Origin of the sequence: Plantactinospora sp. BC1 (assembly GCF_003030345.1) — a bacterium.
In the GTDB taxonomy this organism is placed as follows: Bacteria; Actinomycetota; Actinomycetes; order Mycobacteriales; family Micromonosporaceae; genus Plantactinospora.
On record NZ_CP028158.1, the window covers coordinates 4293956 to 4308775 of the forward strand.

General features: G+C 72.9%; 15 protein-coding genes. 13 read left to right on the forward strand and 2 right to left on the reverse strand.

Annotation, left to right across the window (positions count from 1 at the left end):
- Window positions 1-86: 86 nt before the first annotated feature.
- The 6 genes from C6361_RS37065 to C6361_RS18725 all read left to right on the forward strand — a co-directional run bounded on the left by C6361_RS37065 (window position 87) and on the right by C6361_RS18725 (window position 4680).
- Entirely contained in the window at window positions 87-662 is a 576-nt protein-coding gene (locus tag C6361_RS37065; protein WP_159079379.1) for a hypothetical protein, read from the forward strand.
- A gap of 32 nt (window positions 663-694) precedes the next feature.
- Window positions 695-1855, forward strand: coding sequence for an efflux RND transporter periplasmic adaptor subunit (locus C6361_RS37070; protein ID WP_159079380.1), 1161 nt, complete (start codon window positions 695-697; stop codon window positions 1853-1855).
- Window positions 1852-2562: an ABC transporter ATP-binding protein gene (locus C6361_RS18710; RefSeq protein WP_107268504.1), complete on the forward strand. Its 711-nt coding sequence runs from the start codon at window positions 1852-1854 to the stop codon at window positions 2560-2562. The genes C6361_RS37070 and C6361_RS18710 overlap by 4 nt, the downstream gene beginning before the upstream one ends.
- Window positions 2559-3773: an ABC transporter permease gene (locus C6361_RS18715; protein WP_107268505.1), complete on the forward strand. Its 1215-nt coding sequence runs from the start codon at window positions 2559-2561 to the stop codon at window positions 3771-3773. The genes C6361_RS18710 and C6361_RS18715 overlap by 4 nt, the downstream gene beginning before the upstream one ends.
- 164 nt (window positions 3774-3937) lie before the next feature.
- On the forward strand, window positions 3938-4366 hold the full coding sequence (locus tag C6361_RS18720; RefSeq protein WP_107262090.1) for a hypothetical protein: 429 nt from the start codon (window positions 3938-3940) through the stop codon (window positions 4364-4366).
- 14 nt (window positions 4367-4380) lie between these two features.
- Entirely contained in the window at window positions 4381-4680 is a 300-nt protein-coding gene (locus C6361_RS18725; protein ID WP_107262092.1) for a DUF4229 domain-containing protein, read from the forward strand.
- A gap of 92 nt (window positions 4681-4772) precedes the next feature.
- Here C6361_RS18725 and C6361_RS18730 read toward each other — a convergent pair whose 3' ends face one another.
- On the reverse strand, window positions 4773-6134 hold the full coding sequence (locus C6361_RS18730) for a C39 family peptidase (protein ID WP_107262094.1): 1362 nt from the start codon (window positions 6132-6134) through the stop codon (window positions 4773-4775).
- Window positions 6135-6343: 209 nt separating this feature from the next.
- On the opposite strand from C6361_RS18730, the gene C6361_RS18735 reads away from it, so the two are divergent.
- Window positions 6344-8260, forward strand: coding sequence for a M14 family zinc carboxypeptidase (locus tag C6361_RS18735; protein ID WP_107268506.1), 1917 nt, complete (start codon window positions 6344-6346; stop codon window positions 8258-8260).
- Between the two features lie 45 nt (window positions 8261-8305).
- Here the strand turns inward: C6361_RS18735 and recQ are convergent, their stop codons facing one another.
- The gene (recQ, locus tag C6361_RS18740; protein ID WP_107268507.1) at window positions 8306-10165 is read right to left on the reverse strand and encodes a DNA helicase RecQ; all 1860 of its coding nucleotides are present in this window, start codon (window positions 10163-10165) and stop codon (window positions 8306-8308) included.
- Between the two features lie 102 nt (window positions 10166-10267).
- Here recQ and C6361_RS18745 point away from each other — a divergent pair, with 102 nt between their 5' ends.
- The 6 genes from C6361_RS18745 (at window position 10268) to C6361_RS18770 (ending at window position 14786) form a co-directional block, all read left to right on the forward strand.
- Window positions 10268-10696, forward strand: a complete 429-nt coding sequence (locus tag C6361_RS18745; protein ID WP_107268508.1) for a helix-turn-helix transcriptional regulator — start codon at window positions 10268-10270, stop codon at window positions 10694-10696.
- Window positions 10696-11160 carry an SRPBCC domain-containing protein gene (locus C6361_RS18750; RefSeq protein WP_107262101.1) on the forward strand — a complete coding sequence of 155 codons (465 nt, stop codon included), beginning with the start codon at window positions 10696-10698 and terminating at the stop codon, window positions 11158-11160. The genes C6361_RS18745 and C6361_RS18750 overlap by 1 nt, the downstream gene beginning before the upstream one ends.
- Window positions 11157-11585 (forward strand): nuclear transport factor 2 family protein, encoded by a 429-nt coding sequence (locus C6361_RS18755; protein ID WP_107268509.1) that lies wholly within the window; start codon window positions 11157-11159, stop codon window positions 11583-11585. The genes C6361_RS18750 and C6361_RS18755 overlap by 4 nt, the downstream gene beginning before the upstream one ends.
- A 383-nt stretch (window positions 11586-11968) precedes the next feature.
- Window positions 11969-12901: an ABC transporter substrate-binding protein gene (locus tag C6361_RS18760; RefSeq protein WP_107268510.1), complete on the forward strand. Its 933-nt coding sequence runs from the start codon at window positions 11969-11971 to the stop codon at window positions 12899-12901.
- Window positions 12898-13968 carry an iron ABC transporter permease gene (locus C6361_RS18765; protein WP_107262107.1) on the forward strand — a complete coding sequence of 357 codons (1071 nt, stop codon included), beginning with the start codon at window positions 12898-12900 and terminating at the stop codon, window positions 13966-13968. Before C6361_RS18760 ends, C6361_RS18765 begins: the two co-directional genes overlap by 4 nt.
- Window positions 13965-14786 carry an ABC transporter ATP-binding protein gene (locus C6361_RS18770; protein WP_107268511.1) on the forward strand — a complete coding sequence of 274 codons (822 nt, stop codon included), beginning with the start codon at window positions 13965-13967 and terminating at the stop codon, window positions 14784-14786. The genes C6361_RS18765 and C6361_RS18770 overlap by 4 nt, the downstream gene beginning before the upstream one ends.
- Window positions 14787-14820 lie beyond the last annotated feature (34 nt).

Consider the following 14820-nt stretch of genomic DNA (forward strand, 5'->3'; position numbering starts at 1 on the left):
GACGACCTCAAGAATTTTCCGCATCCTCTGTGCACACCCCGCTCCCGATGCTGGTCCGGCGAATCTCGAACGGGAGGAACCAGCGGATGCGGACCAGAATCGGCGGCGTACCGGTCGCCGCGCTCACCCTGCTGATCGGGCTGGCGCTGGCCGGCTGCGGCGGCGACGACGGCACCGACCCGGACGCCGGTACGGGTACCTTGGCGGCGTCCGGCGGAGCCGACCCGGCCGGCGAACTGCGCACCGCCGCGCTGCACTTCAGCTCCTGCATGCGCGAGCGCGGCTACGACGTACCCGATCCGGTCTTCGACGAACGCGGCTTTCCCGGCTTCGCGGAGCCGGAGCTGCGCGGCGACCCTCGGTACGAGGCGGACCGCGCCGAGTGCCGGGTGGCGCTGGACGCGGCGGCGGTGGCGGCCGGCGCACCGACCAGGGACGAGCTGGCCGAGCAGGTGCTCGCGTTCGCCCGGTGCATGCGGGAGCGGGGTGTCGAGATGCCCGACCCGCCGGCCGAGGGCGGCCTCCGGGTGGACGGCGAAGTGCTCTCCGCCCCGAACTGGCGGCCGGCCGCGCAGGCGTGCCGGGAACACCTGCCGGCCAAGTACGCCGACCTGGTCGACGGGTTGCCGCCCGGACCGAAGGCCACCGGGCGGACGAAGTGACCGCGCCCGCACCGGCCGTTCCGGACCGGTCCGTGGCCGGGCCACCCGGTGCACCGGCTCCCGGGCGGCGCTGGCCGCGCCGGCTGGCCGCCGTCGCCGGTCTGCTGGTGCTGGTCGCCGCTGGGCTGGCCGTGCACCGCTACGTCGACCGCCGGCCCGCCGAATCCCGCCCGGTCGCGGCGACCCTGCCGACCCGGCCGGTGACCCGCTCCGACCTGGTCTCCTCGGTGCAGGCGACCGGCCGGCTCGGCTTCGCCGGGGCGTACCAGCTCGTCGGGCAGGCGGCCGGAACGGTGACCTGGGTGCCCCGGCCCGGCGACGTGGTCGAGCGGGGGGAGCGGATCCTCGGCGTCGACCTGCGCCCGATCCCGCTGCTCTACGGCGCGCTGCCGCTCTACCGTCCGCTCGCCCCGGGCGACAGCGGTGCCGACGTACGGCAACTGGAGCGGAACCTCGTCGAACTCGGGCACGCCGAGCCGGCCGGGCTGACCGTCGACAACTCCTACACCGGGACGACCGCCCGGGCGGTCCGGCGCTGGCAGCGCGACCTGGGCGTGGACGAGACCGGCCGGGTGGCCCCGGGCGACGTACTGGTGGCACCCGGCGCGGTCCGGGTCGGTGCCGTACAGCCGCTGATCGGCCAGCGGATCCAGCCGGGCACCCCGGTGCTGGCCGGTACCGGCACCGGGCACAGTGTCCAACTCGACCTGCGGCTGTCGTACCGGGCGCTGGTCCGGGTCGGTCAGGCGGTCCGGGTGCAACTGCCGACCGGCCGTACCGTCGACGGCACGGTGGCGACGCTGGGCAGTATCGTGCAGGCCCCGTCCAGCCAGGGCCAGCCCGGCGGTACGGCGGCACAGGCCGGTGGGCAGCCGACCGGTTGCCAGGGCAACTCCTGCCCGCAGACGGTGCCGGTCGAGGTGCGGATCAGCGGCCCGGAGAGCCGGCTCGGCGGGGTCGCCGAGGGGACGGTCACGGTCACCTTCCCGGCCGAGACCCGGCGGGGCGTGCTCAGCGTGCCGGTGGAGGCGCTGACGGTCGGCCCCGACGGGGCGTACGCGGTGGTCGTGGTCGACCCGGAGGGCGGCCGGCGGAACGTACCGGTGCGGACCGGGATGTTCACCTCCGGCCGGGTCGAGGTCTCCGGGGCGGGCATCGCCGAGGGCGCTCAGGTGGAGGTGCCGACGCTGTGAACGGACCCGTACTCGAACTGCGCGCCGTCTCCCGGCGGTACGGCGACCTGCCGGTGCTGCGCGACGTCGACCTGCGAATCGACCGGGGTGAACTGCTGGCCGTGGTCGGCCCGTCCGGCTCGGGCAAGACGACACTGCTCCAGTTGATGGGCACCCTGGACCGGCCCAGCGACGGCAGCGTGCACGTCGACGGTCGGGACACCGGCCGGATGCGGGACGCGGAGCTGGCGGCGCTGCGGGCGTACCGGATCGGTTTCGTCTTCCAGCAGTTCTTCCTGACCCCGACCCTCTCGGCCGTCGACAACGTCGCCACCGGTCTGCTCTACACCGGCCTGCCGGCGGCGCGGCGCCGGGAGCGGGCGGTGGCCGCACTGCACCGGGTCGGGTTGGCGCACCGGCTGCGGCACCGGCCCGGTCAGCTCTCCGGCGGCGAGTGCCAGCGGGTGGCGATCGCCCGCGCGGTCGTCGGCGAGCCGGCCGTGGTACTCGCCGACGAGCCGACCGGAAACCTCGACTCGCGCTCCGGCGCCGCCGTGCTGGAGCTGCTGCGCGAGCTGAACGACGACGGCACCACCGTCGTGGTGGTCACCCACGACACCGCGCTCGCGGCCGTGCTGCCCCGCCGGATCCGCCTGCGGGACGGTCGGATCGTGGCCGACGAGCCGGCGCCACCGCGCCGGGTCGAGCCGGCGGCGGTGGCCGGATGACCGGCCCGGCGTCTCCGGCCCGGCTGCCCCGGTCCCGGCTGCGGGCGGCCGACGTGCTGCCGCTCGGCCTGCTCGGCATCCGGGGCCGGCCGGCCCGGGCGGCGCTCTCCGGCCTCGGCATCGCGATCGGGATCGCCTGTGTCGTCGCCGTGCTCGGGATCTCCGCGTCCAGCCAGGCCGGGCTGCTGGCCCAGATCGACGCGCTCGGCACCGACCTGCTCACCGTGCAGCCCGGCAAGTCGCTCACCGGCGAGGAGGCGAAGCTGCCGGCCGAGGCGCCGGCCATGATCGCCCGGCTGCCCGGGGTCCGGGCCACCGCGCACGTCGGCCGGGTCGACGGCGGCGTCTACCGGCACGACCGGATGCCGGCCGGCAACAGCGGCGGAATCTCGATCCTCGCGGCCAGCCTCGGCCTGCCGGCGACCCTGGGGGTGCCGGTGGTCTCCGGAAGCTGGCTCAACCCCGCCACCGAGCGCTATCCGGCGGCGGTGCTCGGCTCGGCCGCCGCGCGCCGGCTGGGCGTCACCGAGGTACGCGGCAGCCCGCAGCTCTTCCTCGCCGGTCAGTGGTTCACCGTGGTCGGGGTACTCGGGCCGGCGGTCCTCGACCCGGCCGTCGACTCGGCGGTGCTGGTCGGGGTACCGGTGGCGGTGCAGCGGCTCGGCTTCGACGGGCTGCCGACCAGGATCTACCAGCGCTCCGCCGAGGAGGCCGTGACCCGGGTCCGGGACCGGTTGCCGATGGTGGCGAACCCGGCCAACCCGAGCGAGGTCGAGGTGAGCCGGCCCTCGGACGCCCTGGTGGCCCGGGCGGCGGCCGAGGCGGCGTACACCGGGCTGTTCCTGGGACTCGGCGCGGTGGCGCTGCTGGTCGGCTGCGTCGGGATCGCCAACGTGATGGTGATCGGGGTACTGGAACGGCGGGGCGAGATCGGGTTGCGCCGGGCGCTGGGCGCGACCCGGGCACACGTACGCCGGCAGTTCCTGACCGAGTCGGTCCTGCTCTCCGTCTCCGGTGGTGCGGTCGGCGCCGTGATCGGGGCGGGGATCACGATCGGCTACGCCGCCGCCCGGGACTGGGCGGTGGTGGTACCGGTCGACGCGCTCGCCGGAGGGCTGGTCGGCAGCCTGCTGGCCGGCGCCCTCGCCGGGCTCTACCCGGCGGCCCGGGCCGCCCGGATGTCGCCGACCGAGGCGCTCCGGGCCGGATAGCCGGGGACCGCTGGTCGGGTACTCCCGGATCGCCGTGCCGCACGGCCCGGACCGGCAGGGGTGGTTCGGCGCCCGCTCACGTACCCTCGAAAGGTCATGAGCGGGCGGAGCGGGCGCGGACCGGCGTCGACGCCGGCCGGCGTGGAGCGCAGCGGAGAGGCGGCATGACCGAGCGGAGCGAGCGGGCGCCCTTTCCCCGGCGGGACGACCAGGGGCGGATCGTGGTCCTGGCCGACCTGCTCGGCGTCGCCCTGGTCGGGGTGGTCGTCGGGCTGGTGGCGCTGCTCGTCATCGACCTCGGCGCCTCGCTGGTCGGGCTGGGCGAGTTCGGCCGGGCGAGCGGGTGGCTCGCGGTGGTGCTGCCGGCATGGATCTTCGTCGAGGAGTTCCGGGCCTGGCGGTTCGGCCCGGCCCGGGTCGCGGCGGCGCTGGTGGCCGCGGCCGTCGGGATCGCCGTCGGACTGCTCGCCGCCGGGCTGGCCGCCTCGGCCCCGCCGCTGGTCTCGGGTGGGCTGGCGGCGGCGGTTTTCGCCATGGCGTACGCGTTGGTGTGGTTTGTCGGCGTCCGCTGGCTCGCCGGCCGGACGAGCTGATCGGAGATGCGCGGATGAGTCCCGCCGTGAAGTACACGCTGGGTCGGATCGGGCTGTTCCTGGCGGTCGCCCTGGCGCTCTGGCCGGTCGAGATGAATCTCTTCCTCAAGCTGATGCTGGCGGTGGCGTTCTCCGCCGCGCTGGCGTTCTTTCTGCTCCGCGGCTGGCGGGACGAGATGGCCCAGCAGTTGGCCGGGGCGGCGGAGAAGCGCCGGGCCGAGAAGGAGCGGCTGCGCGCCGCGCTGGCCGGCGAGGACCGGCCGACCGGCGCGAAGAAGCCGACCGACGCGGAGAAGCCGACCGACAGGTCGTAGCCGGGCCCGCTGCGGCACCGACCCCGCACCCGGACGTCGTTGGCCGGGTACGGGGTCGATGATCCTCCCCAGGTGGGCTGGTGTCGGCGCGGCTACCAGTTGGTCGAGCCGGCCAGCTTCGGCCAGGGCTTCCCGCACGGCTTCATCAGGTACGCGATCCCGCCGGACCCGCCGGAGACCCCGCCACTGGCGTTGATCCGCTTGGTCCGCAGCCAGATCTGCTCGAACTGGTCCCGCCGGTAGACGTTGCGCACCACGTCGTTGCTGGACGACGCCGGATCGTTGACCACCACGTCGCCGTCGGCGGTGAAGCCGACCACCACGAAGAGGTGTCCCGAGGTGCCGTAGTTGGCCCCCTCCAGCTCCTCGGCCAGGAAGGACTGGCTGGTGACCACCGGGATCCCGGCGGCGATGAAGTGCTCCACCTCGTCCAGCGAGTGCAGCCGGGTCACCTTGGCGTCCAGCCCGTACGAGGCGGCGTACGCGGTGTTGAACGGCCAGTTGCCGCAGCCGGAGTAGGTGTAGTCGTAGGTCATCCGGGCGGCGTGGTTGACCGACGGGTCGGGGTAGGCGGGGTCGACCCAGGCGGTCTCCTCGGCGGAGGGTCTCTTGCCCCAGTACTCCAGCACCATCGTGGTGGAGGTCGGCGAGCACCACGCCTGGCCGCCGCCGTCGTATTCCGGGTAGTGCCCGGCGTGGATGTTCTGCGAGTAGCGGGGCACCGGCAGCTCCCGGCCCCAGGCGATCCGGCCGGTGCTGGCCGGCACGGTGAACCGGTCCGGCACCAGCGAACTCATCGCGCCGAGCAGCCAGACCCGGGGTGAGCGGCGGCTCTCCGGGGCGCGGTAGAGGGTCAGCCGCAGTTGGTAGGCCCGCAGCAGCACGCCGTTCGCCACGTCGTCGATCGAGAAGGTGTCGGTCCAGATCGTCGAGTACGGGTCGCCCTGCCGGTTCACCGAGGTACGCCGGATGTCCTGGTCGCCGGCGGCCCACCGGCCCATGACGTACCACGGGGTCAGCGCGCCGGTGTTGTAGGTGCCCTGGAGTTCGATCTGGATCCAGGTGCCGGCCGGGGTGTCGGCGTTCCACGAGGCGACCAGTTCGCTGGCGTCGAAGCCGACCGGGGTGACCGGCGAGGTCCAGGTGGCGTACGACCAGGTGCGGGTGGTGCCGGTGTGTGGGTCGGCGTACTCGGTGGTGCCGGCCGGGCGCAGGATCGTGATCCCGGCCCGCGAGCCGGGGACGGCGACGGTGCCCTGGTGGGTGCCGCGCCGCCAGTCGGAGTAGCTGGAGAAGTCCTGCCAGGTGATCTGCTCGTCGTGCGGCACCGGGCGGGGGCGACCGGGCGCCGAGCCGGCCCGGGCCGGCACGCCGGTGCCGAGCAGGGCCAGGCCGGAGAGGCCGGCGAGGGTGAAGGTGCGTCGGCTGATCGGGTGGTGCGGGGAACTGGCCATCGATGCTCCGCGGGGACGAAGGTCGGGGTCCTGTCGCCACTATTCCGCTTGGCAGGAACTTTCGCCAGATGTCCGAGCCAAGAAAATCTTTGCCGGGAGAAGGGTGCAACTGGCATTGGACGTCAAGTGATCCATATTGATATGACCATGGTACGGATGGTGCAGTGTGCACTACCCAGCGGAGTCCTCCCTACCCCCAGGAGGTTTACATGCCCTTCCGCACCTGGATCTCCGGGCCGTCGATCCGGCACCGGACCCGGGCCGGCACGCTCGCCGGCACGGTCGTGCTCGGACTCGTCGTGGCCGGGATCGGTCCGGCGGCCGGCACCGCCAGCGCCCAACCGGACCGGGCCGGCACCGAACCCGCCACCAGCGCCGAATACCGGGTGACCGGGCCGCGCACCCTGGCCGACCGCAACGCCGTGGCCGCCACCGGTACCAGCATCGACTACGCCGAACACGGCGCGCTCTACGTCACCGCCACCCCGGCCGAGGTGAAGGCGATCACCGCGCTCGGCTTCGAGGTGGCGGCCGTACCGGCACCGCCGGACCGGGGCCAGCACCAGCACGACGGCGACGTCGGGGTGCTCGACTTCCCGCCGGCCGACTCGGCGTACCACAACTACGCCGAACTGAACGCGGTGCTCAACCAGGTCGTCGCCGACCATCCGAGCATCGCCCGCCGGTTAAGCATGGGCACCTCCTACGAGGGACGCGACCTGCCGGTCATCAAGATCTCCGACAACGTCGGCACCGACGAGAACGAGCCGGAGATCCTCTTCAACTCGCAGCAGCACGCCCGCGAGCACCTGACCGTCGAGATGGCGATCTATCTGCTGAACCTCTTCACCGACAACTACGGCTCCGACTCCCGGATCACCAACATCGTCAACACCCGGGAGATCTGGATCGTCCCGACGGTCAACCCGGACGGCAGCGAGTACGACATCGCCACCGGCTCCTACCGGTCCTGGCGGAAGAACCGGCAGCCGAACAGCGGCTCGTCCAACGTCGGCACCGACCTGAACCGCAACTGGGGCTACAACTGGGGCTGCTGCGGCGGCTCCTCCGGCTCGACCTCCTCGGAGACCTACCGGGGCCCGTCGGCGTTCTCCGCCCCGGAAACCGCCCGACTGCGCGACTTCGTCAACAGCCGGGTCGTCGGCGGTACCCAGCAGATCAAGGTCAACATCGACTTCCACACGTACTCGCAGCTGGTGCTCTGGCCGTACGGCTACACCACCGCGAACACCGGGCCGGGGCTCAACGCCGACCAGGAGCGGACCTTCCGCACCCTCGGCCAGCAGATGGCCGCCACCAACGGCTACACCCCGGAACAGTCCAGCGACCTCTACATCACCGACGGGGACAGCCTGGACTGGATGTGGGCCACCCACAACATCTTCGCGTACACCTTCGAGATGTACCCGGGCTCGGCCGGCGGCGGCGGCTTCTACCCGCCGGACGAGGTGATCCCCGCGCAGACCTCCCGCAACCGGGAGGCGGTGCTGATCCTCAGCGAGTACGCCGACTGCCCGTACCGGGTGGTCGGGCTCCAGGCGACGTACTGCGGCAGCGGCGGTGGCGGCACCACCGTCTGGTCGGACACCTTCGAGACCGCGACCGGCTGGACCGTCAACCCGGCCGGTACCGACACCGCCACCTCGGGGGCGTGGGAACGGGGTACCGCCCAGGCGACCAGCTCCAGCGGCGCCAAGCAGCTCGCCCCGTACGCCGGCAGCAACGACCTGGTCACCGGCCGGCTCGCCGGTGCGGCGGCCGGTGACCACGACGTGGACGGCGGCGTGACCAGCGCCCAGTCACCGGCGATCACCCTGCCCGCGAGCGGCACGTTGACGCTCTCCCTGGCCTGGTATCTCGCGCACGGGTCGAACGCCTCGACCGCGGACTACCTGCGGGTCAGCGTGGTGCACAGTGGTGGGACGACCCAACTGCTCAACCAGGCCGGCGCGGCCAGCAACCGCAACGGCAGCTGGACCACGGCCACCGCCAACCTGTCGGCGTACGCCGGGCAGTCGGTGCGGCTGCTGGTGCAGGCCGCCGACGCCTCCGGGGCCAGCCTGGTCGAGGCGGCGGTCGACAACGTGACCGTCACCAGCTCCTAGCGGTGCGACCCCGGGCCCGCTCGGTGGGCGGGCTCGGGGCGCGGCTCACTCCGCGAGGGTGTCCAGGATCTGCTGCCCGTACTTCGCGAGCTTGTTCTCCCCGACACCGTTGACCCGGGCCAGCTCGGCCAGGGTCGTCGGCGGCTCGGCCGCGATCTGCCGCAGGGTCGCGTCGTGGAAGATGACGTACGCCGGTACGCCCTGCTCCTTGGCGGTCGCCGCCCGCCAGGCCCGGAGCCGTTCGAAGACCGGCTCGGCGGTCGGCGGCAGCGCGACGGCGGCGGCACCGGCGGCCCGGGGCTTCCCGGCCCGGCCGCTCGACGCGGCCCGGGGTGCCTCCCGGCGCATCCGCACCTCGCGCCGCTTGCCGAGGACGTCCCCGCTGCTCTCGGTGAGCACCAGCGTGCCGTAGTCGCCCTCGACCGCCAGCAGTCCCTGGGCGAGGAGTTGCCGGACCACCCCGCGCCACTCGGACTCGGTCAGCTCGGTGCCGATGCCGAAGACGCTGAGCGTGTCGTGCCGGTGCTGGATGACCTTCTCGGTCTGCCGGCCGAGCAGGATGTCGATGGACTGGCCGGCGCCGAACCGCTGGTCGCGCTCGCGGTGCAGCCGCAGCACGGTGGAGAGGAGTTTCTGCGCCGCGACGGTGCCGTCCCAGGACTCGGGCGGGGACAGGCAGGTGTCGCAGTTGCCGCACGGCCCGCTCTGCTGACCGAAGTATTCGAGGAGTCGGATCCGCCGGCACTCGACCGTCTCGCAGAGCGCCAGCATCGCGTCGAGGTGTGTGCCGAGCACCCGGCGCCGGGCCAGGTCGCCGTCGGAACCCTCGATCAGCTTGCGCTGCTGCACCACGTCCTGGAGCCCGTACGCCAGCCAGGCGGTCGAGGGGAGCCCGTCCCGGCCGGCCCGACCGGTCTCCTGGTAGTAGCCCTCGATCGATTTCGGCAGGTCCAGATGGGCGACGAAGCGTACGTCCGGCTTGTCGATCCCCATCCCGAAGGCGATCGTCGCGACCATCACCAGCCCGTCCTCGCGGAGGAACCGCTGCTGGTTGGCGGCCCGGGTCGGCGCGTCGAGCCCGGCGTGGTACGGCAGTGCCGGGATGCCGTTCTGGACCAGGAACTCGGCGGTCTTCTCCACCGAGGCCCGGGAGAGGCAGTAGACGATGCCGGCGTCGCCGGGATGCTCGGTGCGGAGCAGGTCGAGGAGCTGCTTCTTCGGCTCCCGCTTCGGCACGATCCGATACTGGATGTTCGGCCGGTCGAAGCTGGCGACGAAGTGCCGGGCGTCCTTGAGGTTGAGCCGGGCCGCGATCTCGGCGTGGGTGTCCGGGGTGGCGGTGGCGGTCAGCGCGATCCTGGGCACCGCCGGCCACCGCTCGTGCAGCATCGACAGGGCCAGGTAGTCGGGGCGGAAGTCGTGGCCCCACTGGGCGACGCAGTGCGCCTCGTCGATCGCGAAGAGCGCGATGTTGCCTCGGTCGAGCAGCCGGAGCACGTGTTCGGAGCGGAGCGCCTCGGGGGCGAGGTAGAGCAGGTCGACCTCGCCCGCCAGGAAGGCCGCCTCGACCAGCCGCCGGGTCTCGAAATCCTGGGTGGAGTTGAGGAAGCCGGCGCGTACCCCGAGGGTGGTCAGCGCGTCGACCTGGTCCTGCATCAGCGCGATGAGCGGCGAGATCACCACTCCGACCCCGTCCCGGACGAGCGCGGGGATCTGGTAGCAGAGCGACTTGCCGCCGCCGGTCGGCATCAGCACCAGCGCGTCGCCGCCGCGCACGACCTGGTCGATGATCTCGCGCTGCTCGCCACGGAAGCTGTCGTAGCCGAAGACCCGGCGCAGCACGTCGAGGGCGTCGCCGGTCCGTTGCTCGGTCTCGTCGGTGTGCTGGTCGGTGGGGAGGGCCATCCGGCGGATTCTACGAGCCCCACCCGACGGAAACGTACCGCTTGCTTCGACCCCCGGTCGAGTCGTACGGTACCAATTAGTTCCGGAACTAGGAGGTACCGAATGGCACGCGACACCCTCACCGTGGCCTTCGCGGCGCTCGCCGACCCGACCCGACGGGCGATCCTGGACCGGCTGCTGCACGGCGACGCCTCGGTCACCGAACTCGCCGAACCGTTCGCGATGACGCCCCGGGCCGTCTCCAAGCACGTCGCGGTCTTGGAGGCCGCCGGCCTGGTCACCCGGGCCCGGGACGCGCAGCGCCGGCCCAGCCGGATCCGAGCCGAACCGCTGGCCGACATCGACGCCTGGCTCGGCGCGTACCGGCGGCTCTGGCAGCACCGGTTCGACCAACTCGACGAGCGGCTCGCCCAACTCCAGGGCGAACCCGCCGACAGGCAAGCACCTGACGACAGACCAGCACCTGACGACAGACCAGAGACCGACGGCGGGCGAGAGCCCGACAACCGGGAAGAGAGCAGGAAACCGTGATGGCAGCAGAGACACCCCGCATTCCGATCGTCCGGGTCTTCGACGCGCCCCGGGACCTCGTGTTCCGCACCTGGACCCGGCCCGAGGAGGTCGGCACCTGGTTCGCCCCGCCGGGTTTCCAGGTGACCCGGTGTGAACTGGACGCGCGGCCCGGCGGACGGTGGCAGGTCGAGTTCCGCTCCCCCGAGGGCGCCACCCACCGGGAGTACGGCGAGTTCCGCGAGGTCGTACCGCCCGAGCGGCTGGTCTTCACGCTGATCCAGTCGGACGATGCCGGCAACACCGGGGCGGAGACGGTGGTGACCGTGCTCCTCGCCGACCACGACGGCAAGACCGAAATGACCTTCGAGCAGACCGGCTTCGAGTCCGTCGCCGTACGTGACGGCAACGCCGAGGGCTGGCGGGGCTGCTTCGACAAGCTCGACGCGCACCTCGTCGACGTGTCCACCGGGAGGACGTCGTGACGCAGACCGGTGCCGAGCAGGAGATCCGCCGGGAGTTCGCGGAGTGGTTCCGGGACTCCGCCGCGAAGGATCTCGATGCGGTGATGACGAAGATCGCCCCCGACGTGGTCTCGTACGAGCACGCGGCCCCGTTGGTGCACCGGGGCGCGGACGCGGTCCGGGAGGTCTGCCGGCAGGGCTTCGAACTGGCCGAGGGCGACTTCCGGTGGGACGTCCCGGACCTGGAGGTCGTGGTCCGGGACGACATCGCGGTCACCTGGGGGCTCAACCGGATGCGCGTCCAGGAGCCGGGTAGCGAGCCGGTCGAGACCTGGTCACGCGGGACCCGGGTGTTCCGGAAGGTCGACGGCCGGTGGCAGATGATCCACCAACACGTCTCGTTCCCGTTCGACCCGTCGACCGGCCAGATCACCACCGGCGGCTGAGTCGGCAGTCGCAGAGCGGCAGTCGGTAGTGCCCGGCCGGGCGGGCGGCCGGGACACCTCCTCCGCTGCCGCCGGACCAATCCTGATCAGCGGGAACGGTCTGCGGATGGCGCTATGCCGCTGCCGGGTCACTCAGCGGATGCGCTACCGTTGCCCCGACCACCCCGCAGCGAAGCCGGTGTGAAACCGGCGCTGTCCCGCAACTGTGATGCCTTCCGCACCGCTGCCCGCCCCTGGCGGCGGCCCCGAACCCGGGCGTGCGGAGGATGAGCCAGGTCGCCTGCGGCGCGGTCGCGGAAAGCGCCTTCGAGGAAGGGCGCCCCGTGGGCGGGGCACAGGCACCTGTCGGCGGAGCACCAGACCTCACCCCGACAGGAGGACCGATGACCCGACGTACGCCCCGACTGCTGGCCGCGTTGCTGGCCGGCGCGGCGCTGGCGCTGACCGGCTGCGCCGCCGACGACCCCGGCCAGGAGGCGGCGCCGAGCGCCAGCGGTGGCAGCTATCCGGTCACCGTCGGCACGCTCACCCTCGACGAGCGCCCCGAGAAGATCGTCGTACTCGGGCCGACCGCCACCGAGATGCTCTTCGCGATCGGCGCGGGCGGCCAGGTCACCGCCGTCGACGACAACTCGAACTATCCGGCCGAGGCGCCGAAGACCGAGTTGTCGGCCTTCACCCCGAACGCCGAGGCGATCGCGGCGAAGAACCCCGACCTGGTGGTACTCACCAACGACCTGAACAAGATCGTGGACCAGCTCACCCAGTTGAAGATCCCGCACTATCTCGCCCCGGCGGCGAAGACGCTGGACGACACGTACCGGCAGATCACCGACCTCGGCGCCCTCACCGGGCACCCGACCGAGGCGGCCGACCTGGTCGGCCGGATGAAGGGCGACATCGGCAAGCTGGTCGCGGAGCTGCCGCAGCGGCCGGCGAAGCTCAGCTACTTCTACGAACTCGGTCCGGAGTACTACTCGCTGACCAGCAAGACCTTCGTCGGTTCGCTCTTCGGGATGGTCGGGCTGGAGAACATCGCCGACCCGGCCGACGCCGACGGCTCCAAGGGCGGCTATCCGCAGCTCGCCGAGGAGGCGATCATCAAGGCCGACCCGGACCTGGTCTTCCTGGCCGACACGAAGTGCTGCCAGCAGTCCGCGCAGACGGTCTCGGCCCGCAAGGGCTGGTCCGGGATGACCGCGGTGAAGAACAACCAGATCGTCGGGCTCGACGACGACATCGCGTCCCGGTGGGGTCCCCGGGTGGTCGAGCTGCTCCGGACGATCGTGGACGCGGTCGCCAAGGTACCCGCTTGAGCAGAGCCGGCGCCCCGACCCGGCCGGCCGGGTTGCGCCGCCGGTGGCTGGCCGCCGGCTTCGCGGCTGTCCTGGTCGCCGCGCTGGCCGGCATCGCGTTCGGGCCGGTCAGCCTGCCACCGGGCAGCGTCGCGATCGAGCTGCTCAATCTGGTACCCGGGGTGCACCTGCACAGCGGACTCAACGAGCGCGAGATCGCCATCGTCACCGAGCTGCGGCTGCCCCGGGTGGTGCTCGGCCTGCTCGTCGGCGGGATGCTGGCCCTGGCCGGCGGCTGCTACCAGGGCGTCTTCCGCAACCCGCTGGCCGACCCGCACCTGCTCGGCGTCGCCGCCGGAGCGGGACTCGCGGTGACCGCCGTGATCGTGGTACGCGGGGTCACCGGCGCCGACGTCACGGTCGGGCTGCCGGTCACCGTGCCGCTGGCCGCGTTCGTCGGCGCGCTCGGCGCGGTGCTGCTCACCTATCTGCTCGGCGCGGCCGGCGGCCGGGACCGCTCCCCGGCCACGCTGATCCTGGCCGGGGTGGCGGTCTCCGCCTTCCTCGCCGCCGGCCAGACCTACCTGCTGCAACGCAACGCCGAGAGCATCCAGGAGGTCTACTCGTGGATGCTCGGCCGGCTGGCCACCGCCGGCTGGCACGACGTACTCGTGGTGTTGCCGTACGCGGTGTTCACCACCGCCGTGGTGCTGGTGCACCGGCGCGAACTCGACGTACTCGCCCTCGGCGACGACGAGGCGGCCAGTCTCGGACTGCATCCGCAACGGTCCCGGCTGCTGCTGGTCGGCGCCGCCTCGCTGGGTACCGCCGCCGCGGTGTCGGTCTCCGGGCTGATCGGCTTCGTCGGCATCATCGTCCCGCACGTCGTACGGATGCTGGCCGGGGCGAGCTACCGGACGATCCTGCCGCTGTCGGTGCTCTTCGGCGGGGCCTTCCTGACCCTGACCGACCTGGCCGCGCGGACCGTCGCCGCGCCGGCCGAGATCCCGATCGGCGTGGTGACCGCGCTGCTCGGCGGCCCGTTCTTCGCGATCGTGCTGCGCACCACCCGCCGGGTGGCGGAATGACCGCCCCGACCCGGACGACCGCCCCGACCGGCGTCGCCGTCGAGGTGACCGACCTCGGCGTCACCCTCGGCGGGGCGCGGATCCTGACCGGGGTCAGCCTCTCGGTCCGGACCGGCGAGTGGGTCACCGTGATCGGACCGAACGGCGCCGGCAAGTCGACGCTGCTCCGCGCGGTCGGCGGGCTGCTGCCGGGCAGCACCGGGTCGGTCTCCCTCTTCGGTACGCCGATCGCCCGGCTGCGCCGCCGGGACCGGGCCCGGACGGTGGCGACGGTGCCGCAGTCCCCGGTCGTGCCGGCCGGGATGGCGGTACTCGACTACGTGCTGCTCGGCCGCACCCCGTACGTGCCGCCGCTCGGCCGGGAGTCCGCCGCCGACCTGGCGGCCGCGTACGACGTACTCGACCGGTTGGACCTGACCGGCTTCGCGGCCCGGCCGCTGGCGACGCTCTCCGGCGGTGAACGGCAGCGGGTCTTCCTGGCCCGGGCGCTGGCCCAGGGCGCCCCGCTGCTGCTGCTCGACGAGCCGACCAGCGCACTGGACATCGGCCACCAGCAGGAGGTGCTGGAACTCGTCGACCAGCTCCGCGCCGACCACGGACTGACGGTGCTGGCCACCATGCACGACCTCTCGGTCGCCGGCGAGTACGCCGACCGGATGGTGCTGGTCGCCGCCGGTGCGGTGGTCGCCGACGGCCCGCCCCGGGAGGTGCTCACCGACGAGCTGCTGGGCACGCACTACCGGGCCCGGGTCCGGGTGATCGAGGGGGAGCACGGCCCCCTCGTCGTCCCGGTCCGCGCCCGGCGCCCCGCCTCCTAGCGGCCAGGAGAGCCGACCGGGCCGCTCTTCGAGC

Bases quoted from the DNA above. Each gene is read 5' to 3' on its own strand.
- C6361_RS18730 (WP_107262094.1), bottom strand. From the start codon at position 6,134: ATGGCCAGTTCCCCGCACCACCCGATCAGCCGACGCACCTTCACCCTC.
- C6361_RS18745 (WP_107268508.1), top strand. From the start codon at position 10,268: ATGGCACGCGACACCCTCACCGTGGCCTTCGCGGCGCTCGCCGACCCG.
- C6361_RS18725 (WP_107262092.1), top strand. From the start codon at position 4,381: ATGAGTCCCGCCGTGAAGTACACGCTGGGTCGGATCGGGCTGTTCCTG.
- recQ (WP_107268507.1), bottom strand. From the start codon at position 10,165: ATGGCCCTCCCCACCGACCAGCACACCGACGAGACCGAGCAACGGACC.
- C6361_RS18750 (WP_107262101.1), top strand. From the start codon at position 10,696: ATGGCAGCAGAGACACCCCGCATTCCGATCGTCCGGGTCTTCGACGCG.
- C6361_RS18720 (WP_107262090.1), top strand. From the start codon at position 3,938: ATGACCGAGCGGAGCGAGCGGGCGCCCTTTCCCCGGCGGGACGACCAG.
- C6361_RS18735 (WP_107268506.1), top strand. From the start codon at position 6,344: ATGCCCTTCCGCACCTGGATCTCCGGGCCGTCGATCCGGCACCGGACC.
- C6361_RS18760 (WP_107268510.1), top strand. From the start codon at position 11,969: ATGACCCGACGTACGCCCCGACTGCTGGCCGCGTTGCTGGCCGGCGCG.
- C6361_RS18715 (WP_107268505.1), top strand. From the start codon at position 2,559: ATGACCGGCCCGGCGTCTCCGGCCCGGCTGCCCCGGTCCCGGCTGCGG.
- C6361_RS18770 (WP_107268511.1), top strand. From the start codon at position 13,965: ATGACCGCCCCGACCCGGACGACCGCCCCGACCGGCGTCGCCGTCGAG.
- C6361_RS37065 (WP_159079379.1), top strand. From the start codon at position 87: ATGCGGACCAGAATCGGCGGCGTACCGGTCGCCGCGCTCACCCTGCTG.